This is a genomic window from Paenibacillus gansuensis (assembly GCF_042684925.1).
GTDB classification, from domain to species: Bacteria; Bacillota; Bacilli; order Paenibacillales; family DY6; genus Paenibacillus_N; species Paenibacillus_N gansuensis.
This window is the reverse complement of the sequence record NZ_JBHUME010000005.1, coordinates 116,704-139,435: the sequence shown is the minus strand read 5'-3', so window position 1 is coordinate 139,435 and position 22,732 is coordinate 116,704. Positions and strand designations below refer to the sequence as shown.

15 protein-coding genes are annotated in these 22,732 nt (G+C 50.6%); 5 read left to right on the top strand and 10 right to left on the bottom strand.

All coding sequences use genetic code 11. From position 1 onward, the window contains the following. Positions 1-21: 21 nt before the first annotated feature. Together ACFSUF_RS04575 and ACFSUF_RS04570 are read right to left on the bottom strand one after the other, a co-directional pair. The gene (locus ACFSUF_RS04575) at positions 22-657 is read right to left on the bottom strand and encodes an FMN-dependent NADH-azoreductase (protein WP_377600591.1); all 636 of its coding nucleotides are present in this window, start codon (positions 655-657) and stop codon (positions 22-24) included. A gap of 107 nt (positions 658-764) precedes the next feature. Then, positions 765-2,396 carry a sensor histidine kinase gene (locus ACFSUF_RS04570; protein ID WP_377600589.1) on the bottom strand — a complete coding sequence of 544 codons (1,632 nt, stop codon included), beginning with the start codon at positions 2,394-2,396 and terminating at the stop codon, positions 765-767. A 224-nt stretch (positions 2,397-2,620) separates the two neighbouring features. Here ACFSUF_RS04570 and ACFSUF_RS04565 point away from each other — a divergent pair, with 224 nt between their 5' ends. Both ACFSUF_RS04565 and ACFSUF_RS04560 read left to right on the top strand, forming a co-directional pair. Beyond that, positions 2,621-2,914 carry a hypothetical protein gene (locus tag ACFSUF_RS04565; protein WP_377600586.1) on the top strand — a complete coding sequence of 98 codons (294 nt, stop codon included), beginning with the start codon at positions 2,621-2,623 and terminating at the stop codon, positions 2,912-2,914. A gap of 197 nt (positions 2,915-3,111) precedes the next feature. After that, positions 3,112-3,948, top strand: coding sequence for a TVP38/TMEM64 family protein (locus tag ACFSUF_RS04560; RefSeq protein ID WP_377600584.1), 837 nt, complete (start codon positions 3,112-3,114; stop codon positions 3,946-3,948). Positions 3,949-3,959: 11 nt separating this feature from the next. Here ACFSUF_RS04560 and ACFSUF_RS04555 read toward each other — a convergent pair whose 3' ends face one another. The 7 genes from ACFSUF_RS04555 to ACFSUF_RS04525 form a co-directional block, all read right to left on the bottom strand. Further along, positions 3,960-5,048 carry an AI-2E family transporter gene (locus tag ACFSUF_RS04555; RefSeq protein WP_377600583.1) on the bottom strand — a complete coding sequence of 363 codons (1,089 nt, stop codon included), beginning with the start codon at positions 5,046-5,048 and terminating at the stop codon, positions 3,960-3,962. A gap of 294 nt (positions 5,049-5,342) precedes the next feature. After that, the gene (locus ACFSUF_RS04550) at positions 5,343-11,402 is read right to left on the bottom strand and encodes an NEW3 domain-containing protein (protein ID WP_377600581.1); all 6,060 of its coding nucleotides are present in this window, start codon (positions 11,400-11,402) and stop codon (positions 5,343-5,345) included. Positions 11,403-11,605: 203 nt separating this feature from the next. Further along, positions 11,606-13,228: a response regulator transcription factor gene (locus ACFSUF_RS04545; protein WP_377600578.1), complete on the bottom strand. Its 1,623-nt coding sequence runs from the start codon at positions 13,226-13,228 to the stop codon at positions 11,606-11,608. Continuing rightward, on the bottom strand, positions 13,194-14,954 hold the full coding sequence (locus ACFSUF_RS04540; RefSeq protein ID WP_377600575.1) for a sensor histidine kinase: 1,761 nt from the start codon (positions 14,952-14,954) through the stop codon (positions 13,194-13,196). The genes ACFSUF_RS04545 and ACFSUF_RS04540 overlap by 35 nt, the downstream gene beginning before the upstream one ends. 61 nt (positions 14,955-15,015) lie before the next feature. Further along, on the bottom strand, positions 15,016-16,614 hold the full coding sequence (locus ACFSUF_RS04535) for a hypothetical protein (RefSeq protein ID WP_377600573.1): 1,599 nt from the start codon (positions 16,612-16,614) through the stop codon (positions 15,016-15,018). 30 nt (positions 16,615-16,644) lie between these two features. Next, complete coding sequence (locus tag ACFSUF_RS04530) at positions 16,645-17,517, bottom strand: carbohydrate ABC transporter permease (RefSeq protein ID WP_377600572.1); 873 nt, start codon at positions 17,515-17,517, stop codon at positions 16,645-16,647. 39 nt (positions 17,518-17,556) lie between these two features. Further along, positions 17,557-18,462 carry an ABC transporter permease gene (locus tag ACFSUF_RS04525; protein ID WP_377600570.1) on the bottom strand — a complete coding sequence of 302 codons (906 nt, stop codon included), beginning with the start codon at positions 18,460-18,462 and terminating at the stop codon, positions 17,557-17,559. 149 nt (positions 18,463-18,611) lie between these two features. Between ACFSUF_RS04525 and ACFSUF_RS04520 the strand changes: the two genes are divergently transcribed. Both ACFSUF_RS04520 and ACFSUF_RS04515 read left to right on the top strand, forming a co-directional pair. Further along, entirely contained in the window at positions 18,612-19,100 is a 489-nt protein-coding gene (locus ACFSUF_RS04520) for a hypothetical protein (RefSeq protein ID WP_377600568.1), read from the top strand. Next, positions 19,081-19,584: a hypothetical protein gene (locus ACFSUF_RS04515; RefSeq protein WP_377600566.1), complete on the top strand. Its 504-nt coding sequence runs from the start codon at positions 19,081-19,083 to the stop codon at positions 19,582-19,584. The genes ACFSUF_RS04520 and ACFSUF_RS04515 overlap by 20 nt, the downstream gene beginning before the upstream one ends. A gap of 66 nt (positions 19,585-19,650) precedes the next feature. On the opposite strand, the gene ACFSUF_RS04510 is transcribed toward ACFSUF_RS04515, so the two are convergent. Beyond that, a complete protein-coding gene (locus tag ACFSUF_RS04510; protein WP_377600564.1) occupies positions 19,651-22,140 on the bottom strand; it encodes a fibronectin type III domain-containing protein in 2,490 nt (829 codons plus the stop codon). A gap of 211 nt (positions 22,141-22,351) precedes the next feature. On the opposite strand from ACFSUF_RS04510, the gene tlp reads away from it, so the two are divergent. Next, a complete protein-coding gene (tlp, locus tag ACFSUF_RS04505; protein ID WP_377600562.1) occupies positions 22,352-22,576 on the top strand; it encodes a small acid-soluble spore protein Tlp in 225 nt (74 codons plus the stop codon). Positions 22,577-22,732 lie beyond the last annotated feature (156 nt).

The window sequence follows — 22,732 nt, the reverse complement described above, 5'->3', positions numbered from 1 at the left end:
GGCTTTTGTGATATACAAGTCTTAGAAACGGGCAGCTACTTCTTTAGCTTTCACGATTGCTTTAGCTTTAATCGATTCCGCTTGGTCTGGAGCAGCAGCCATACCTTCTACAAAGATGCCTTCCAAGGAAGGAATACCAGTGAACATAGCAACTTTTTGCAGGTAGCTGTGTCCGCTTTCGAACGATGCTGCAGGGCCTTCGGAGTAAACGCCGCCGCTTGCTTGGATATGAACAGCTTTCTTGTCAGTCAGCAGGCCGACAGGACCTGTTTCTGTGTATTTGAAAGTTTTACCTGCGATACATACGGAATCAATGTAAGCTTTCAATACCGGAGGGAACGAGAAGTTCCACATTGGGGAAACGAATACGTATTTGTCAGCTGCTACAAACTGGTCAACCAGTTCGTTCAAACGGCCGACTTTAGCTTGCTCCTCGGAACTCAGTTCGTTGAACGCGCTGCCTCCGCGCAGTTTGCCCCAGCCGCTGAATACGTCAGCGTCAAGTTGAGGAAGGTTCATGGAGTACAGGTCCAGATGAATAACTTCGTCACCTTTGTTTGCTTCGCGGTAAGCATCGATAAACTCTTTGCCCACAGCCATGCTGTATGATGTTTGATGATCGTGAGGATGTGCTGTAATGTAAAGTACTGTTGCCATAATATGTTCTCTCCTTTGATTTATAAATGACTTACAGGAGCTATTGTATACCACTTTAAAGTTAATTACAAATAAATATTTACTTACTTTAATAATGTTATGTTCAGTTAAGCAAAATTCGCCTGTTTCTCAGGTGTATTTGTCGCTGTTTCTTGCTCGGGCTGACCCGCTACATAGACCGGCAGAAATATACTAAATATGGATCCACGGTTCAATGTGCTTTTTACGTCGATGACCCCGTTGTGGTCTTGTACAATTTTCTGGCAGATCGATAAACCTAATCCAGTCCCCGTTTCTTTCGTTGTATAAAATGGATTGAAGATTTCCTTCAATTCTTCCTCCGGAATTCCCGGCCCCGTGTCTTCGATTTCAATTCTCACAACATACTCTTCTTTTGCTACGCGAACATAGACTTCTCCGGGCTGCTGCATAGCTTCATAGGCATTTTGGATCAGATTCAGAAGAACTTGCACCATCTTATCCCGATCTGTATAAATGTAAATCGACTCCATCGCAGGCTGGACTAATATCCTATGTCCCCGGAACAGCGCATCGGATTCCGTGAGCGACAGCACTCTATGTATGCATTCTTCCAGCGGTTCCGGCTTCATGTTGCTGATATGCGGCTTCGAGAACTGAAGAAACTCTGCGGTGAGCTCATTCATTCTGGTGATTTCACCCATAATAATATCAAACCAGGGGCGCACATTGAAATCATTCTGGGATGCAATCTGCATAAAACCTTTGATGGTTGTTAACGGGTTGCGGATTTCATGTGCCATTCCCGCCGCCAGTTCGCCGACTACTTTCATCTTCTCCGATCGGAACAATTCTTCTTCCCTATGGATCCAAACATTCCTTTTTCCCTGAAACAGCCTCTCCTCCACAAGGGAAATCAGCTCTTCCTTCACGGCAGATTCTCTCGGGAACTCCCCAAAACTGTAGGTTACCTGATAGCCTAGTCTCCCGGATTCCAGTTTATCTGTTAATACGGCGGACATTTCCCCTCTTGGCGGAATCAGGATGGCGAAACGGTCTCCGGCATATCTTGACACCGCATAGTAATCAGGAAACAGTCGCCGCAGCAGGTTCGAAATGTTCGTGAGCGTTTCATTCCCGGTTGAAATGCTCTCGGTATTTACAGACTTGAAATCCTGGAAGTCCAGCAGCACCAGTACAAATGGAGTCCGGGCTATCATCAGCTCCTCAACCCTGCTGATATACCCTTCGTAATTCAACAGGCCGGTAAGAGGATCATGTGTGATCAAAAATTCCTTCTCCGAAGCAAGCCTCTGCTTCTCCCTCTCGGAACCCAGCACGTAATGCACCAAAAGCACAAATGCGGCAACGCTCATCAGATCCTGTACGGTTACCAGCACATTGTATTCAGTGACCGGCTGGTAGTACAGCCTGACGCAGGAGTATACTGAAATGGCGGCGGCTGACATAGAAATCGTATAGGAAAGGCTGGGCTTTTTCATAATGGCATAGGCAATGATGATGAAATATAAAACGAAACACCAATTGAGCTCGGCGAACCAGTGGAACCCTGCAAGGAGCGGCAGCTGAAACCAACTCAGTTTACTGTATTTCCCTGACAGCCCCATACTTAGACAGAATGCAATTCCAAAGGCTATCACCGCCGGGACGCTGGAAGCTTTATTCATCCATATGGATGACACACCGATGAAGGTGCAGAGAAAACTGACGAACACCGACCTAACGATAAAATGTTCCAACCTGAACACTCCCGACTCGTTTCTGATGGCAAATCCAATCTTCTTTTCCCTCATTATATCGGAAAACTGCGGGCTTCACTGTCGCTTTATGTCAGAAGAAGCCGGGATTTTGCAATTCGACAAAAGTTATCATCCTTCCCCCCGAACAACCGACATTCTTCTCCCGAAACTATTTATATAATGCTATCAGAAAATACATTTCATAGACAGGGAGAGTGACCGATTTGCTGATCAAGAAAAAAGCGGATATTGATTTGGTTTTGGAGACGTTTCCAGAGGTAGCCCATTGGGATCAGGAAGGTCGAAAGCACTATTTTGTATTCGAAGACCGCAAGCGCGGCGGACAGTGGACTCTGATGCAGTATGAGAAAGACCTGTTCAGTATCCATGGGATCGGGCTGGACTATGCAGATGAGCAGGAACAATTTTTCGACCAGCCGCAAAACATTGTCTCTTTTCTATGGGAGAATCGTTCTGCATTCAACGCGGCGGTGAAACCGATGGTCACCCTCTCGTAAATACCGCATTCTTACGGCGTCCTTCACAGGGCGCCTTTTCAATTATTCCCCGTCTGAGGTCCAGGTTCGGTTCGGTCTGGAATCAGATGCATAGTTACGGTTCTTGAGTTACAATAGAAAAGCAAGTTAAATACAGCATATTTCAAATGATAAGAGGCACATTATGAACACAACAAGTAAAATCAAAGAGGTCCGGTATGGCTAAATACGAGAAATTCCCTTACGTCACTTTGCTGTTAGGCATTTTAGCCGTTCTCATGATCCGCATCGGCATGCCGACGCTATTTACCGGATATCAAATTACGGCGACCGTTATGGCATTGTTGATGACGCTCGGCACGGTTACAGCGCACTTGCTGGGTCAGCACCGGGTTGTCCGCGTCCTGCACTGGGTAACGGTTTACTATACGGTCGTAACCTTCATTATTATGGTTATCTACTATATTTCCGCATTTATGGTCATTACCGACGAACGGGGTTTGGAGTCGGTGTTCCAGGAGCATTTATCCACCGCTAAATGGATCTATTTCGCGCTCTGTTTCGCTCAGCCGATCATGCTGCCGATTCCCGAGGCCGTGACCGTTGTAGCCGGGAGCTCGGCGTTCGGTGCATTTCCCGCCTTCGCGATCGGCTTTGCGGGTACCTGGCTTGGAGAAGCAGTCATGTTTACCGCTTCCCGGATCGGCGGATTGAAGCTGGTGCAGCGCCTGATCCAACCGTCGAAATTGGAGCAGTATCATAAATACGTCTCCAAGAATGAAACGGTCATTATGATTCTTCTATTCATTATTCCGGTTCTTCCGGATGAGCTTGTCTGTGTCGGGGCCGGCATCAGCGGCGTCTCGCCCAAACGGTTTCTGCTCATTGCCGCCGTTTCCAAGTTGCTTACCTCCTCTATTCTGGCTTACTCCGTTTATTTGGCCCAATGGCTTGCTTTGACGCCTACCCAGATGATTCTCTCCGTTTCGGGGATCGCCCTGCTCGTCTGCGGCGCGTACTTTGCGATGAGAAAGAAAGCAGCCCGTTCTAACTGAACGGGCTTTTCTCATTGCTCCTCGATGATCTCGTCTACCTTCTCCTTCATGAATAAATCATACAGATGGATGGATATGATCTTTACAATCATGTACGCAGGAACGGCAAGCAGCATCCCCAGGATGCCTGCAAAGTTTCCGACGACTAACAACAGCAGAATCGATGTCAGGGGGTGAATATCCAGCTTGCGGCCGAATATCAGCGGTGTTAGCAGGTTATCCTGGACCTGCTGTGCCAGCACGATGATCAGCAGCACCCACAACGCCATTTGCGGGGATTCTATGAATCCGATGATGATCGGGGGAACGGCTCCGATAAACGTGCCCACAAACGGAATAAACGACAGCAACGCCGCGACAATGGTAAGCAGCAAGGAATACGGCAGCCCGATCAGCAGAAAACTGATGTACATCATGACGGCCAGCAGCAGCGTACTGATCATTCTTCCTGAGATATAGCCGCTTAGGGCATCGTCTATCTCGGTAAGCGCTGCCGCAGCTTCAGGCCGGTAACTTCTGGGGATGATTTTCAAGATTTTACCCGGCGTCTTCTCTCCGTCTTTCAACAAGAAGAACAAGATGATAGGCGCGGTTCCCAGCACGATCACGAAACGTGAAATAAAAGCAAACAGCCGGTTCGTATAGTCCGTGACGAAGGCAAACGCACGGTTGGCATATTCGGAGAGCTTCGCCGATAAGTCAACATCACCCGAGCTCAGCATCGAGAAATATTTGCTTTGGGTCAGTTCCGCCGTCTGCCCGTTAAGAGCGGTTACCAATGCCGGGAAATTGCTTACAAATTCCTTTACCTGGCGAACCAGAACAGGCCACACCGACACGAACAGCACCATGATCAGGCCGATTATCAATAGATAGATCAGCAGCACCGACACGATCCGCTTCGTATGCCTCCTGTCCAAATAATGGATAGCCGGCCGGAGCACATAATAGAAGAAACCTGCCGTCACAAAAGGTACCAGCAGCAGATTAAACACCGTTAGCAGCGGGCTGAACAAAAATTTAATTTTATACAGCAAATAGATAATGACAAGCACGGCAATGACGCCCGCGCAGTTTCTCAAAAACCGGTTGGTAACCATAGCGGACCTCCTCGGGATGTTGTTACTACTTACCCAAAAGAGAATGCAACAAACCTGACCGATTCAAGAGAACCGCGGTGAACCGGCTTCCGCCATCCCTTCAGTAGGGAATTCGTTCCATTCCGAAGGAAACATCCCTGTTTCAAGAAAGGGCAGCCCTCAGAAGGTATCATATACCTTTTAGGGCTGCCCTAATTCATTTCCATCTATTGTTACTAAGGATGCAGCGGGAACATTCTATTATGCGAATAGCAGCCCGGCTGTGTTCGGTTTACCCCGATTTGAAACAACAGTTTAACCTCCAGGTCCAGCTAGAATCGCCTCTACTTCATAAATCCTTGCATAATTGTCTCTAGGGCTTCCTTTGGTGATATGAAGCCTGATATAGCTGGTTGTTACAGGGGTGAACGTATGCTCGGTTACCGAATCCGTATTCCCTGTAACCGGCGTTACTAAGTCGGTCCATGGCCCGCTTGGGGAAGCAGCGGTTTGCAGCTGGAAATCGGCTGTGTTAAAGGAAGGATCTCCCGCCGTCCCCATATGGCGCACGATAATTTTACCAATCGTCCTTGGCTTGCCGAAGTTAATGACTAGATCGTGAATCGTTTCGCTGTCCAAGCTGATCCACCGTTCGGCCTGCGGCGAGGAGTAGCCGCCGTCTATGGCTTTCATCGCCGAGTGCGCCGCAACCAGCTCGGTGCTTGCGGTTGCTTGGCTGCCCAGTGCCGATAAAGCTACGTTCCGGGTTCCGGTTGCCTTCCATAATACTTTAGGAGACTGGGCCCCGGTTCCTTGAGCCGAAATCGCGATGGTTTGTTCCGAAGCCTGCAGATTGGGATCAGGCGTAACCGTAATCGTACGTTGAAGCGTTCCTCCTGCAGCCAAATTGGAATAGGCGAGGTCCCCATCCGCTCTCCATTGCGCAGGAAGTTCGAGTACGATGTTTCCGCTTACCGGCTGAGTACCGTCATTGCGCAGCGTAAGCTGTATCGGAGCAGGCTCCCCTGCCAGCACGGTGGTTTTATACGTTTGAAGTTCCAGCCTCAGCTTTGAAACTACATCTGCCTTTACCTGCAATGGTTTCGTAAGCAGCGCATTGTTGACTTTATATTGAAGCACAGCAGGCAGCAGATAAGTTCCCGGCGGAGCAGAGGAAGATACCGTCAAGCTTGACTGAAATACGTTCTGCCCCCCCGGAAGCAGCTGAGGTACGCTGACTGTCGTGCCGGCAGACGAACTCCAGCCTGACGGCAGCTGCAGGGTCAGCTTCCCTTCCGTGACAGTGTAGCTGCTGCCATTTCCGATCGTAACAGTTGCGGCAGTGCTATCTCCCTGGAACAGCCGGTTGGAGGTAATTGCCTCATCTGCGGATACCGGAATCAGTATCCCAAGCCGTTGTTGGACAACGGAATGCGCCATATCCAAGGCCTGATGAAGAGATGCGGAGTGACCTCTGAGCGATAAAGGCGAACATTTCTCAGCGGAGCTCTTCACTTTCTGCAGATCACGGAGAAACTGAAGCAGCACATTCGTTTTCTCCGCCGTCTGGCCGGCCGTATCCGAAACAGCTCGCGCCCCTGAAACCTTCAGTGTTTGGATCATGCGCACAAGGTCGCACTGCTGGTTCGCCGGCTTTCCGGCCGTCACGGCTGCTGCAGCTTTCTCTGCTGCATTCAGCTGAAGAGTCAAGCGACTTTGCTGCCAAGCAAGGTCATTGGTGACCTGAATCTGCCGCATTTCTGAAGAGTGCACCTCGCCGGACAGTGTCCTGGTTTCCAGGATATACTGGAAAGGCTGCTCCTGAGGCAGCGGACCGACAGAGAACTCGAACGGAAATTGATTATTGACCGACCGGGTCCATCCTTTTCCTGCATTGTAATGAAGCACAGCTTCCGATATAATATCATCCTTCGCAGTCGTATAGACATAAGCATCATAGTTCTGTTTCTCGTGAATCAACAAGGCGCTTTCAATCGTTCCGAGTTCATTCGTTGCGGTTTCGTCTTTGCGGAAACTAAGCTTTTGCTGATCAGGAGATAAACCGCTGCCTCCCCAATCCATTGCTTTTGTCCGTCCCGTTACGCCGTCCATCCGAAGTGTGCGCATCCCTTTGGCAGGAATCGTTACATTCACGACTCCAGCCTTCATGGCTGCTGACGGAAGCGCTCTTCCTTGCTCATCCAGCACCTGTAACGTACCGTCTGCTGCAGCACCGGCAAGCGCAGTATTCAGCTTAACATTTACCGTTTGCGGCTTATCATCATAGTTCAAAAGGGGAATAAACATGGTACTTCCGTCAGTTGCCGTAAGCCAGCTTACCTGCGGATTTCCGGTGTTTACAAGCCCTTTGGGCAGCCATAGATGCATACCGGTCCGTCCGTACATTTCTCCGGGTTTATGGCCGTAATACTTGCTGCGGAACCATAAATATTGATTGTTCCCTACACTCAAGCCCGGGTCGGTCTCTCCCTCAAAACGGATGGCTCCTCCCGCGCGGTACATCATATCGCTTAGCAGGAAATCCACCGTCAGCCCCAGCTGAATCGGAATGTGATGATAATAGATCTCTGTTATATCCGGCCCTTTGTAAGGGTATAACGGGTCCATTTGGTTCACTGAGAACTGCCGGTAGTAATAACCCGGGTAATTGCCGTTTCTACCTACGATACTGCTGCGGGCAGCGTCTTTATACAAGGCCTTCCCGCTTAGCTGGGACAATCTCATCAGGTACCCGGCCCATCCGGGATTCATAATGACGCCGTTGCCGCCCAGATCTTCATAGGTAATGCCTTGTTCCAAAGTCAGTCCCGCCTGAGAGGGGATCCAGCCTTCGGTTGTCTGTTGGATTGCCTGCAGATCATAAGGCCATCCGATCCTGCCGCCGGTCCAATGAACATAAGGCGAACGATGAACGGAACTAGGTACAGTCACCTGTTCCTTACCAGGCACCGGCTGCATCCATACGGAGGTAAGAAACAGGTCCGCCGCTTTTTTGACACCATCCAAGTACCGCTGCTCTCCCGTCAGCTCATATAAATCCATAAGCCCTTCCCAATCGGGCCAATTCAGAAACACAAACTGCGTACCGCTAAGCGTATACGTCTGCCCTGGGGCAAGTTCCGCCGTCACGATCTGATCGGCGATCTGCTTCGCGGCCGTCAAGTACGATTCCTTCTTCGTTGTCTTATAGGCTGCAATATAATCTTCCAAACTTGCCTTCCGGCCGCTGTCCAGCTCCGACAATGCTTTTTCATGCAGGATACCTGAGCTTTGCCGGCCCATCTCGTAAGCAGGCATCAGCGCAGCAGCACCGTAAGCCGTAGTTTCGCCTCCCAGCTCGGATATGGCACTGGCCCCCTTTCGGTCCGCGATCGGCGAATACACACGGTCGCTTCGGGAAATAAGGAACTCGGTCAACGGCAGCACCCGCCTGCGGTAAATATCCTCGTTGCCGGTCAACAAGTAAGCTTCGTAAGCCGCAAGGGTATTCCCGTGTTTAACGGAATTCAGAATCTCAATGTCTTTATAGCCCTTCGCTCTCGCCCACCAGCCGGAATAGACGTCATCCATCATCAAATCAATTAAATTATGGATCGTATCGGTCACGGAAGTGTTCCAGGAAGTGCGGTAATCGCCGAAGCCGAATACGGTCCTGGCAACCTTCTCATACACATCCGCCCATTGCCCTTTTTCCACAATGTAATGGTACGTGAACGTAAAGGACTGCCCTGCAGCCATCTTGGAAAGCTCGGTTCCTAGCAGCGGTGCGGCCAAACCGGGCTGAACGGCACGGTTGGGGCCGGAAATCAGCAGTCCGAACCTTGATGTTTCCAGCTTTGCCATCCGGGGAGGAATCTCGCTTCGGTCCGGCACCAAGCCGAAATTGACCGGGCCCGCCCCCTCTACTTCCGCTTGAGCCAGTACGACTGGATTCGGCAGCTGGTATTCCGGTACGGTGTAAGGCTCTGCGGGAAGCCGCTTCTGGTTGATCAGGAAACCCAGCTGCAGATATTCCACTTCATTCAAAGGCTTATTAAAAAAACCTTCGGAGATAACCGACCAATACCCTGCGCTTCCCGGGATCAGCGTTTGTTCGACTTTAGGCCAACCGGCATCCGGCGCCAGGCTCCATACCTGTTCGAGCTGAAATGAACCTGCCTGATCCGCCGCTCGGAGCAGCACTTGCCCTCCCTGTTGCTCAAGGGTTGACGGCCGGACCCAATACGTTGTTCCCGCCTCAAACAGGTTCGGCGTCGAGTTTCCTGACACATTCGTCCATACCGGGTGTGTTTGCTGGTTATCGGTCTCGAACTGATTTTTGCCCAGCTTCACGTCAGGCGAGTAAATGACCGCCATTTTCTCGTCTACCGGGTTGACGGGAGTCTGCAGCCAGCCTCCGGAGCCGTCCGCAAGATAAATCCGCTTTCCGATAAACGGCTCCGTACCGGCTGCAGCCGTACGGACAAATTCGACTTTTATGATACCATTCTGCAGCACGGCAAGGGTTTCTTCTTGCAGCGGGGTGACTGTGGTCGGGTACGAACGGGAGAACACCCGCTCCAGTTGATCGGATACTTCGATATAATACGAGTAGCTTTCACCCGCTAAAGCCGCGGGGTCAGTGAACGAAGTTTCACTCACCAGCCCGCTGACCGGTTCATAAGAGAACGTTCCGCCAACTGCATCCATCCGGCCGCGGAACACCTGATAGCGGTAAGCTTCAGGCTCCGCAGAAGGCTTCCATTCCAGCAGCACCCGGCCATTGTCTATCTTACTCCGCAATCCGTAATCCTGCCGGGGCGGAGCTATACGTCCTTCGGCCTTTACCCGATCGATTTCCATCTCGGTCAAATACGTCCGAAGGCCGATTCCTCCCGTGAGCAGCGGGTTCGTGGTATCCTGAATGTCGGCCATCTTCTCCTCATTCAAATACACTTGAAAGCCGCTGCCGGAAACAGTGACCTTAACGCGGTACCAATCGCCTTCCTTCCATGCGAACGTACGCTGTGCAAGCGTCGTCAGCTTCCCTTCAAGCGCCTTAAAGGTTTGCAGTACATAAGCAGAGCTGGTTGTTTTTACGAAACGGAACATGTAATAATTTTTGGCGTCTTTCGCCCGGAACAATATCGAGCTGCTTCCGCCGGGAGAGGTGTTTAAGGAGCGCATGTCGAATTCAGCTGAATACTCGGACCAGTCGCTTCCCCCCAGAAATGAATATTCCGTCGTCTGGCTGTTTCGGCTTTGGGCAAGTACATAGGATTCCGTTCCCGCAGGGCCTGCCGCCTGGCGGGTTACCCAGGAACCGCTGCCGAGGCTCCAGCCGTCGGCGCTGCCGTCATTAAAGGAATCGATATACAGCCGCTGGCTGTCCGGACTGTACTGGGCGGAAACAGGAGCGGACTCTCCTATCGCTGCCCCGTTTACATCCAATGCCTGCACGATATACGAATAGCTTCCTTCCGGTTCGACCGCCGAATCTACAACCCCCTGGGCTGCCTGTTCCAAGGAGACCTGTATCAGATCGGAGTAGGAAGCGCTTCCGCTCCCAGCATCGGGTATTCCTTTACGGATGACATAAGAAGCGGCTTCCGGCTCCGGAAACGGCTGCCACTGTAGTCGGATGCCGCTCCCTGTGACTACGGCCTGGACCCCAAGCTCGCGCGCCGGCAGAGACAGTGTACCGTTCACCTCCACACGGTCTATCTCCGCTTCCGATAAATAGGTGCGGAAGCCGATTCCTCCTTTGAGTAGAGGAGCCGCCGATTTATCAGTATAGCTTAGCTCCGCGCTGCCGTTCACGGATACCTTCAATACGGTACCCGCAGCTTGAATTTGGACATCATACCAGGTGCCGTCCTGCCAGGCATAAGGCTTCTGCCCGATACTGCTGACCGTGCCGTTCACAGTCCGCATTAGCTGCAGATAGGCAGTCTGGTCTGCAGCCCGGTAAAAGCGGACCCAGTAATAATTTTTGGTGTCCGCTGCGCGAAACAAGATGGCGCTGCCGCCGTTTGCCGCGGTATTCTTCGGACGAATCGAGGATCGAACCGTATAGTCGGTCCAGCTGGCGTCGCCTGTTAAAGCCGTGTCCGGCGTTGATCCGTTTACCCCTTGGCTCAACACCTGAGATTCCCCGTACACGGCGTCGCTGACCGTCGACACCTTCCAAGAGGCGCTGCTCAGTTTCCAGCCGTCCGCCCGGCCCGAGGCAAAAGATTCGATATAACGGATGCTCCTATCCGGAGCGGCCTGAAGCGAAGAAGAAACATATAAAAAGGGCAATACACTTTGAAGCAGCAAAACCGCAGCAACTACACCAATTGCTTTTTTAAACAATTTGGCCCTAAATTTCAACTAAACCATCCCCCAGCCTAAGGATTAGGTAATCCGGCGCTCATGTTTGAACGGGGATCCGTGCAAGGATAACTACCAGTCTGCCCACTTAAACAGCAGATGATAGCCCAGCACTACTTTGTAAGCGCTTTACACTTAGTTTAGTTAGAACTTAAGGCCGAAAACTTCAGCATTTTCGGAAAGAACTTTGGTTTTTTCGGAAGTTAGCCCCTCCTTGTCTCCCGGTTCCCGAATTTCTGGGGCGTTGTGCCTGTATACTTTTTGAACAGGGTACAAAAATACCTCTCATTGGGGATGCCCACCGCCGCGGAAAGCTCCTGGTTGCTGTATCTGCCGGAACCGATCAGTGTAACCGCCTTCTCGATCCGGATTCGGTTAACATAGTCGGTAAAGCTCTCGTTCCCTTCTTTCTTGAACGTCTCGCTGAAATAAGTCATATTCATGCCTACAAAGTCAGCCACTTCGGACAAAGTAATCTTCTCCGCCAGCCTGGTTTTAATATATTGCTTCGCTTTCCGGATTTCCGGACGTTCGCGATGCTCGCTGTCCAGCTCCGTCTTCTTCTTCAGGGCCCCCAGCCAGATGCTGCGGAGTTCGTCTTCTAATTCCTCTCTGGTCAAAAGCAGCGGCATGCCGTCCGGAGTCCAGTCCGGCTGCTCTGTCAGCGGAAACAGGCTCTTTCGCTTTAATTCAAACATCCATGCTTGCAGCGTTTCCGCAGCCCGTACCGGCTCTGCCGATTTGGCAGAAAGCAGTCCTAAAACCGGGGAAATATCTTCATCCCCTCCGCTGCCTGCGAGCAGGTATTCCATACAGCTATCTAATAGGGCCCGAAGCTTATCCAAAGCGCCGTCATCGTATACCAGCCTCCGAACCGGTGTGATTACGGTTCCCGGCTGGTAAAATGCATCCTTCAGCGAAAGCCCCGCCTCCGAGAGGCATACTCCCGCCGTTCTCCAGCCTTGACGGGGCTTGCTAAACCCGACGGAAACCCTTAACCGCAGATAGCCGTATGCATTCCTCGTCAGCTCTGTGCCAAACTCATAGCATTGTTCCTCAACGCGGGACTCACTCTTCACCCCTTCCCATGAAATGAAGCCGGCCAGGCGGTTCTCTTCCAGTTCGCACATGAAACCTTTGCCGTATTTATGCAATGTCTCCTCTGCAATGTTCAGCAGGGCATATTTCAAATGCTGCCGGTCGGTACTGCTGTATTTCGAAAGAAAATCCCGGAACCGGTCGATTTTCAGATGAAAACCGCAGTAATTCCGGGGCTCAAAATCGATTTGCAGCGGGCCTTTGTTATGATCCATAATCCGGTCAGCCGAAGACGTCCCGGCGATCAGCTCCGCTACCAGCTGTTTGCGAAGCCGCAGCGCATGCTCACGAATCGATTGCTGCATTCGGTTCAGACGGCTTGCACTCTCCTCTTTGAGCATGATCCGCTCTTTTGCCTTACCGAGCGCTTCGAGCAGCGCCTTATCGTCCAAAGGCACCTTCACGACATATTCCGTCACGTCTAGAGCAATGGCCTGCTTTGCATATTCGAAATCCTTGTACGCGCTTAAAATCACAAAAAAACTATGAGGCAGCATCGGCTTCATAGCCTCTATCAGTTCCATCCCGGACATAACCGGCATGACGATATCTGTGATAACGACGTCAGGCTTCGCTGCAGCAGCCAGTTCCAACGCCTCTTGTCCGGAGGAAGCGCTGCCGATCAGCTTGTATCCCTGCATCGTAAACTCCAATTTCCCAAATAACTGCTCCAATCTTTGCAAGATCAAAGGCTCATCGTCCACGATCAGGCAAGTTAAGGTTCGCATGGCCCGTTCCCCCGCCTTTCTGAATTCGAATGATGACGGTCGTCCCTTGACCCGGAGCGGTCCTGACGCCGATTCCGCTCTTGTCTCCATAATGCAGCTGCAGCCGCTTGTGGATGTTATATAACCCGATCCGCTGCCTTCGGGACGGCTTGTTTTCGCTTGCGCTCTGCCGTTTCCATGGCTCAGCATCCGCTCCTTCCATACCGGCCCCGTAATCCGTCACCTCGATTACGGCACCTTTTTCCGTGCAATAGGCTGCAATCCGGATCGGCCCTTTCTTTCTTCCTCCCTGATAACCGTGAAAAATACTGTTCTCCACAATTGGCTGCAGCATAAGCCTCAATACGTTCATCCCCATCAATTCGGGTGCAATATGAAGTTCTAATTCGAAAGTGCAGTCGTAGCGTATATTTTGTATATATAAATAATGCTTTACGTTCTCCAATTCCTCTTTCAAGGTCACTTCATCCGCGGCATCTTCCACTCCGTATTCCAGAATTGAAATGAGCGACCTGATGATGGGATCGACCTGTTCCGGCCTGCCCAGCTCCACTACATTGCTGATGGAACCCAGCGTGTTATATAGGAAATGAGGATTAATCTGGGACTGCAGCATTTGAATTTCCAGCGTTCTCTTTAACGATTCGCTTGCATTGAGATCATCAATCAGATGGCGGATCCGGCGGATCATCTCTGAAAATGCGGAAGCCAGCTCGCCAAACTCATCTTTCCGGCGGTTATAGATCGTGATGTTCAGGTTCCCGCTCCGCATTCTCCGCATAATCCTGATCAAGGAGTTGAGCGGCTTTCGGATATAACGGGATATGGCCCAGGAAGCCCCCAGACTGACCAGAAGTCCAAAAATAATGAAATAGACAAGATAATGCTCAAGCAGATCCAAAGCATTTTCAACCCGGGTTCCTTTCAGTTCGGCAACGGCAACCCAGTTCAGCCTTTCCAAATACCGCTTTTCAATGTAAAATTTAGGCCGTCCGCCCTCATCCACCGTAATTTGGCGATACGGTTCGTTCAGCAGATCCTGCACCGTCAGCCCGCCAATGTCCGGCTGAGCCTGGTTTCCCGCCCGTTCCGGGCCTTCTGCCGGCCAAGCCACGACCTGCCCCTTGGCGCTGAGCAGGCCCAATGTGACATCATCGGTGCCGCTCAGCTCAAGAAGCCTTCCTTTTAACGACCGAATATTCAAATCTACCGCAGCAACAACATATTCATGCCCCTTGCGCAGCCCTTTGGAGACCGTTACCGTATACCCGGAATACTTGCTTTGATAAGGCTCGCTGATCACGGTTTCCGGCCAGGCTTTTACTGCGTTATTGTAGATCGACTCTCTGGCAGGGACCGCTTCTGAGAATACTTTCGTATAGATGTTGCCTCCGGTTACCGACAAATCCGGCCGGATGATATAAATGTTATTGATATAGTCGATGCTAGAGTCGTACAAGTGATCCATTTGGCTCTGCAGAGCCTCCTCCGTTCCCTCCTCCACCATGGTATCCACAGAGGAGAGAAGCGACTGCGCCATAGCGGAATACAAGTCGAGATATTGCTCCACTTTCAACAGCAGCTGTTCCGTATAAACTTGTTCATGCTTCATCATTTCCGCCCTCATATATTGATAGGAGATCAGGCTGATCGAAACAATGCTGCTAAGCAGAATGACAAAGCACAAGGCAAACAGTTTGAAGGAGATTCTGTAGATCCAGGCCATATCGATCACGTTCCATACGTTAGAGTAAAATAGGTTCTATCTGATTCTATGAGACAAGTCCTTATTTCAGTATGCCTTGCTCCATCAGCTGCTTCGTGCTGCTGTCGATCAGGACGTTTAATTTGAACTTCGTGTTGAGTGTTTCAACATAGCTGTCCCACTTGGAAAGCGGCTCTTTGCCGGTGATAAACTTGAGCATCATTTCCCTCATATATTTGGTCCGGTCCACTGCAAGCGTATCCTCCGGATCCGGGACCAGGAAAGGCATGACTTCGTTCGGCTTCAGGTACTTCTGGTTCAGTTCAAGGTTTTTGTTCGTCATCTCATTTTTGAAATTAAAATAGGTCTTGTCGTCGGCGCGGCGCACGAATGCATAATGGCGGGTCCAACCGTAAGCTTTATCCACAAATTTGTCCGTCACTTCCGCGTTGTCCCCGTTCTGCTTCCAGGTCACATCTTTCACCCCGTAAGCCAGCCAAGGATAAATTTCCTTGTCCGTATACATGTACTGCAGCAGCTCGAGCGCCTTCTTAACTTTAGCCGGGTCTTCGGCTGTTTTCTTGGAAACTACCCATTGGGCGCTTTGGAATACGTCGAGAGACAGGATCTGGTCACCGTGAGGTCCTTTCGGCGGAGCGATCTGAATCCAATCCGGCACCTCGCCGCCCATTTCCTGCATCAGCTTCTGACCGTCTGGCTCCATCCGCCGCCAATCCGCTACTACGACGCCAACTTTCCCTTTGTTCATCTTCTCATCCAGCTGCGAACGCATATTGATCGTAACCCAGTCGGGATCAATTACTTTCTCTTTCACAATCGTATTCACGTAAGCCAAAGCTTCTTTCATCCGCGGATCCACATTATCCACTGCCAGTTTTCCGTCCTGAAGATGCATTCCTTCCGGGCTTACGCCGAACATCCAGAACAGATACTCAAGGCCTGAGTCCAGCTTCCCTTCTTTCGTCAACCCGCCTGCAAAGCCATACGTATCCGCTTTGCCGTTTCCGTCCGGATCCTTGAAAGTGAAGGCTCGCATGACGTCCAACAGTTCCTCACTTGTCTGCGGCACCGGCAGGTTCAGTTTCTTTAACCAGTCGTTGCGGATCCAATAGCCGTTCACTCCGCCGATGCCTTCCGTTCCGGGCACACCGATCGTTTGGCCGTTATATTTCATGGCATTCCAGCGGGACTCGTCAAAATAGCCGACCAGCTCCGGTACATCCTTCAAATAATCGTCAAGCGGCACAATGGCGTTCTGACTAAACAGTTTAACCGCGGAATCCCGGTCATCCAGCGATATCAGATCGGGCACGTTTCCGGAAGCAATCAGCGTATTGATCTTCTGCATTTTCTGATCAGGAGAGAATACAAAATCCAGTTCAATGTTCAACTTCTCTTCCAGCATTTGTCTTGCAGGGTCATCCGCCCGGTCAGGGTGCGGCTTATCAAGTCCGAAACCAGGGTTGAACATCGTGATTTTGTACTTTTTCTCTTCCGCCGGAGGGTCTTTCTTCTCACCGTTATTTTGACTTTGAGCCGGAGGCTGATTCCCATCTTTGTTGCCGGTGTCCGCCGGCGGGTTGTTATTTCCCGTACATGCCGTAAGCAACGCAGTTAAACATAACACAGCAACTGTTAATTTCCCCCAGTTTTTTGCCATTCTAATGTACACTCCCCTTTTTTTCCATAATTAACCTTTGACAGAGCCCAGCAATACTCCTTTTGTAAAATGTTTTTGAATAAAAGGATATACCAGCATGATCGGCAGCGTCGTAATTACGACTGCGGCCATTTGTATGGATAGCGGATTCACCTGATCCTGAGCTTCAGGAATAAATTCGCTGGTCACATCGGTCGCTCCGAGAAGAATATATCGCAGCACAAGCTGCAGCGGATATTTGTTAGGGTCATTGATGTACAGTACAGCATCGAAAAAACTGTTCCAATGTCCCACCGCGTAGAATAAAGCGATCGTAGCAAAAATCGGCATGGACAGGGGCAGGAGCACATTCCAAATCAGCCTTGCTTCTCCTGCTCCGTCAAGTCTGGCCGATTCAAAGATTTCTTCGGGCAGCTGTTCAAAGTATCCCTTCATGACAAGTAGCAAAAATCCGCTGACCATGCCCGGAATGATCAGGGACCAGGTGCTGTTCAGAAGGCCCAGGCTTTTGACTACCAAGAATTGCGGAATCATTCCTCCGCTGAACAGCATCGTGAACAAGATAAACAGCAGAAAGAAGTTTCTCCCGGGAAGCTGCTTCCTGGCCAGCGGATAAGCGGTAGTCAGTGTAAACAGCAAATTCAGCAGCGTGCCCACAACCGTTATAAAAATCGTAATCTTATAAGCGTTAATCATTTGATTCCCTACCAGGAGTTCCTCGTATGCTGAGAATGTGGTCTGCAGCGGGATGATCACGATTCCCCGCCGGGCGATCTCCGACATGGGCGTGACCGATACGCTCAACACATACAGGAACGGAAGCAGGCAGGAAAGCGCCAGTAAGGAAAGCAGCACATAATTCACTGCATGAACGGTTCTGCTTGACCATGTCACCTGTTCCATAACGTCCTCCTTTCTGAAGAGTCACCCTGCTGTATTCCATTACCAAATTTGACCGTCATACCGCTTTGCAAGCTTATTGGCACCCATCAGAAGCACAAAGCCGATCACCGATTTAAACAAGCCGACTGCGGTAGCAAGGCCGTATTCCATCTCCTGAAGACCCACCCGGTACACCCAGGTATCGATTATGTCAGAGCGGTCTTGGTTGAAAATATTCGACATCATAAACACTTGATCGAAGCCGACATCGAGTATGTGGCTAAGACGCAATATCAGCATAAGAATAATCACATTCCGTATCCCTGGCAGCGTTACGTGCCATAGCTTACGCCAGCGCGAAGCGCCGTCCACTTGAGCCGCTTCATAAAGCGAGGGGTCGATGCCTGACAGCGAGGCTAAATATATAATCGCGCCCCATCCCACACCGTGCCATAGGTCCGAAGATACCAGCAAAGTCCTGATCCAGGAAGGCTCCGTCAGAAACGAAACCGGCTGGAACCCGTATTCCTTCAGCAGCAAATTCACAAGCCCTTCGCCCGGGGACAGAAGCGCGAGCATCAAACCGTAAATGACGACCCAGGAAATAAAATGCGGAAGGTAGGTTATCGTCTGTATCAAGCGTTTAAACCACTCCCGCTTCACTGAATTCAGCATGAGCGCCAGGACAATGGGGGCCGGAAAGCCAATGACCAGCTTATAAAGTGCAATCAACAGTGTATTGGCCATAATTTGTGCGAAGTAGACACCTTCGAAAAACCGCCGGAAATTCTCCAATCCGACCCACGGACTCTTCCAAATTCCATCGGTCAGGCTGTAATCTTTGAATGCGATTACAACCCCTGCCATCGGGACGTATTTAAACACGGTAAAATAAATCAATCCCGGCAGCAGCAGCAGATAAAGCATTCTGTAGGCACGAAGATTACGCCATATCGTTTGAGTCACCGCTTCACCTCCTTTCCTCGGGTTTCTTAAGATAAGTATAAGAAACGGGACCTCCCTGCTGTTCCCCGATCTACGGCAGAAGGTTTGAAATTTTCGGATTTCTCATAAGCGGCCGGAAAACAGGAAAAGCTAGGAAAAGGAGGTGTCGTATGGTACTTGTCTATTCGTTCTTAGTAGCCTGGTTCAGCCTAATGCTCGTTATCTGCGCTCCGAAAAAACTGCCGGTCATCACGAATGTACTTGCTTACTTGATCCTGTCGATACTCGATATCAACAAGCTGGCCCTGCTGGCCTACTATTGGGAGAAGGTCAAAATCAATACGGGGCTGGCTGAATTCTGGTCGGTCATTTTGTTCCGCAACGGTACATTTACCCTTGCCCTGATCGCCTTTATCAATGTGTGGCTTACGGCGCAGCGGTCTTCCGTGAGATGGGGGTACGCCATTTTCACCTATGCGTTTATTATGTTTTCCTGCCAGCTGCTGCATTGGTTCGATGCTTTGTCTTACAACAGCTTTGGTGTCTGGTTTGATTACACCTGTCTTCTTTTGCTGCTGATCCTTTCGGTCTGGATCGGGAAGTTATGCGTCTATCTCGTGAAAAAAGGAGGCTATGGCAGTGGAGAATATCGTATATGACCGGAGCTTTAACGCAAATGAGTGGTTTACAATCGCTATGATCGTGATCGGCGGTTATGCTGTATGGAAGCTGCCCAGACGGTTTTCTCCTCCCGCCGTCCTGTTTCATCTGTTGATCGGAGTCTTTTTCGGTTTACTCTTTGACCATACCATTGCCATCCCCCCGTATGACTTCTACGATGTCGGGGACCAGTCCAAATATCAGTTGCTCGATGTGTTTTCCTACGCGATGTACATGCCGTTCGGCTATATATTTATTTATTTCTATGAGCTGTTCAAAATTCGTACGAGTTACCTGCTGATTGCATATATTTTACTATGGAGCGCCATGGGCATCGCCGTCGAATGGCTGTCTGTGCTTGCAGGTATTTTTCATTACAAGAACGGATATCGGATAGCCTATTCCATCCCCGTGTACATAACGGTGACATGTATTCATCTATGGATCTACTGCCTGCTGTTTAAGAAGAACAACGTACGGTGATGCCAGCGAAAAAAACCTGCTCTCCGTATAGGAGAACAGGCTTATTTGGTCATGCAGGCTGATGTATTAATTTACACTTGCATCTTCAAGGAACGATTGGGTATTGAGTACACCCGCGCCTACTTTGCCGGAGGTCAATGAAGCATCGGATACCGAATTGAATAACGTGGTCACATTACCCGCTCTCGTGCCTTTTACCGTAATGGATCCGTTGTTATACTGAATTTGAATGACCGGCCAGTCCCAGTTTTTGATCGTATAATTACCGCTGTACGAAGCGAGCTGCGTGGTCGTCCCGCTCACGACTTTTTTTAACGTTACCGTATTGGAGGCGCCTCCGCCGAATTCTACATAGTACGTATTATTAGCGTCCGTGTAATTGAAATAAAGCCGGGTTTTGCCGTTGTCGTCTGCAGCATCGGTCTGAAGCGCGGCCTTATACGTGTAGGATCCGGAATACGTATCTCCAGTATAAATCCCCTGTGCCGTGCCGCCCCAGTTGGTCATTTTGAGACGCTGATATTCCACCAGCGAACCGGTCAAAGACCAGTTTTGCGCTGCGCCGTCATCAAAGTTCTCCGCATAGGGAGCAGGCGAGCTTCCGCCCCCTCCTGTTACGCCATAATTGACAAGGACCTCCACATCTTCAGCAAAAGACTGCGACCCCTGGACGCCTACGCCGATTTTACCGGATGTTCTGGAAGTATCCTGAATCCGGTTGAACAAAGTAGTCACGCTCCCGCCGCGGTTGCCGCTCACGGTTATATATCCTCCGTTTTCATATTTGATTTCAATGGCAGGATAGCTCCCGTTCTTGATTTCGTAAGAGCCGCTGTAAGTCGCCAAGGTCGACTCCGTACCGCCGATCACCTTTTTTAACTCTACCGTGTTGGAAGTACCTCCCCCAAACTGTACATAGTACGTGTTGCTGCTGTCGCTGTAATTGAAATACACGCGTGTTTTCCCGAAATTATCCCCGGAATCGGTTTGCAGCCTCACTTTATACACATAATTATTGCCGGCATTCGGCGCAGAATAAGTTCCGTTCGTATAAAATGAGATGTCCGGCCCGCCCCAGTTGGTCATTTTCAATTTCCCGTACTCGACCTGGGAACCGCTTCCTAACGTCCAGTTTTGCGCTGCCCCGTCATTAAAATTTTCCGTATATCCGTCATAAGTGGATACATTCACTGCCGAGCTGAAAGCGGAACGGTTGGTGTTGGTATCCTTTGCACGCACTTTAAAAGCATATGCAGTGTTTGGTGCAAGATTATAAGCTGTGTACGTCGTCTTTCCATAAGTGGAACCGACATATGCCGAGCCGTTATAAATCTCGTACTGCATGACTCTGACATTGTCCGTGGATCCGGTCCAAGACAGACTTACCGACGAAGTAGTACGGTTCGTCACCGAAAGACCGGCAGGTACGGATGGTGCCGTGCTGTCCATGCTTGCGAACGCCGCATCCGCCAATGGCTGCCTGCGTGTTCCGCCGCCGCCGACATTTGCCGCCGTATTGTTATCCACTACATACAGGCTAGTAATGAGCTTGTTGAAATCGTCGAAATATTTCTTGGCTTCTCCCGATGCTCCGGAACCCTGATTGAACGAATAACCGTACTTCTCTTCGAATTCAAACATCGCCTCATTTGATAGTGAGAAAGCATACGCATCCCAACCGGTATCATCGGCAATGTAGGCGCCGTAATCCTGCAGGGCATGGAACAGCTTTTTGCCGGCCTCTGTCTGCAGTCCAAGGCTTGCCTCGGTTTCCGTCGGATGGAGGGCCATTAAGGCGCCCATCTCGATTTTCGGATTGGTCCCGAAATAGGTGTTTGCCGACTTGGCATCGGAGCGGTCCGCAGGCCAACGGTAGCCCTTTGTCGGATCCGAAGCGTTATAGTACAAATAGTTGCCCCATACATTCAGCTTTAAGGCATGTTTGATAGGATCTGTGCCGGTCAGCTCGCCGTGACGGATTGATCCCCCAATAGCAGACAGGCCCGAGCCCCAGTGAGTCCCGCCGATCCCGGCGCCTTGAATATCCAGATCTTCCTGCCATCGGTAACCGAATACGTTACCTCCGGCTGTACAGCGGGTCAGCGGCTCCAATTGAATCAGATGCCTTCCATCCGGTTTCAGAAAAGCTGCCACATTGTTAGGCGTTTCATACACGCCGCCGGTTGTAATGGCATCCGGTACAATGAAGTCGTCGGGAATATTGATCGTTCCCTGGGGTGAGGAGGTGTCGCTGCAGCGGCTGGTCCAATTCGGCACTCCGTATATGTTGCGGACCGGATCGCTTGCCGAAGTTTTCACATGGAACTCCGGATCTGCATGCACGTAGGATCCGGCTGGAAAATGCCCCTTGGACTGGTAATCCGCTCCCGAGCCGAGCGGCATATTCCAGATGCTGTCCTGGGCGAACGGCTGCAGCCAAGGATCCCTTGCGGCGGAAGCGGAGTTAGCGGCAACGGTGCTCAGCAGGCATACGCCCGCCACGGCTAACGGCACCCATTTCCATCTGGACATGCTTTTCACATTATTCTTCAACATCAGTTCATCCTTTCGGTTCTGGTTTTGCGCTCATCCATCATGTAAGCGCTTATCCAAATTGTACCTAAGGAAGCGGAGCTGGTGATATAATACAATTTCGATTTTTGTGATGTTTTGTAGACGTTTCCATATGAATAGATTGGCGAAAATGGTGAGAACGTAGTATAGGTGCGACAAGCAAGCCTAAACTATTTAGCAGGAGTGATGAAATATGGCAAAACAGGACAACCGCGCTGATAACGTGGAGCATCTGCAGAAAAACATTGATTATACAATCAGCAGCCTCGAGGAAGCCGAAGAATATCTGGATGAGCATGCAAGCGAATTGAGTCCCGAGGACCGCGAGCGGATTATGGCGAAAAACGAGCGCCGCCGCGACAGCTTGGACGCGTTCCGATCAGAGATCCGGGATGAGGCGAAGGACCGCGGGCAATAAATCGCGGGACGGTGTCTCTGTAACGGCCAAAAGTACCGTTGCACGAAGGACCGTGACTCTGTAGCGGCCAAAAGTACCGTTGCATGAGGGACCGTGTCTCTGTATCGGCCAAAAGTACCGTTGCGCGAAGGACCGCGACTCTGTAGCGACCAAAAG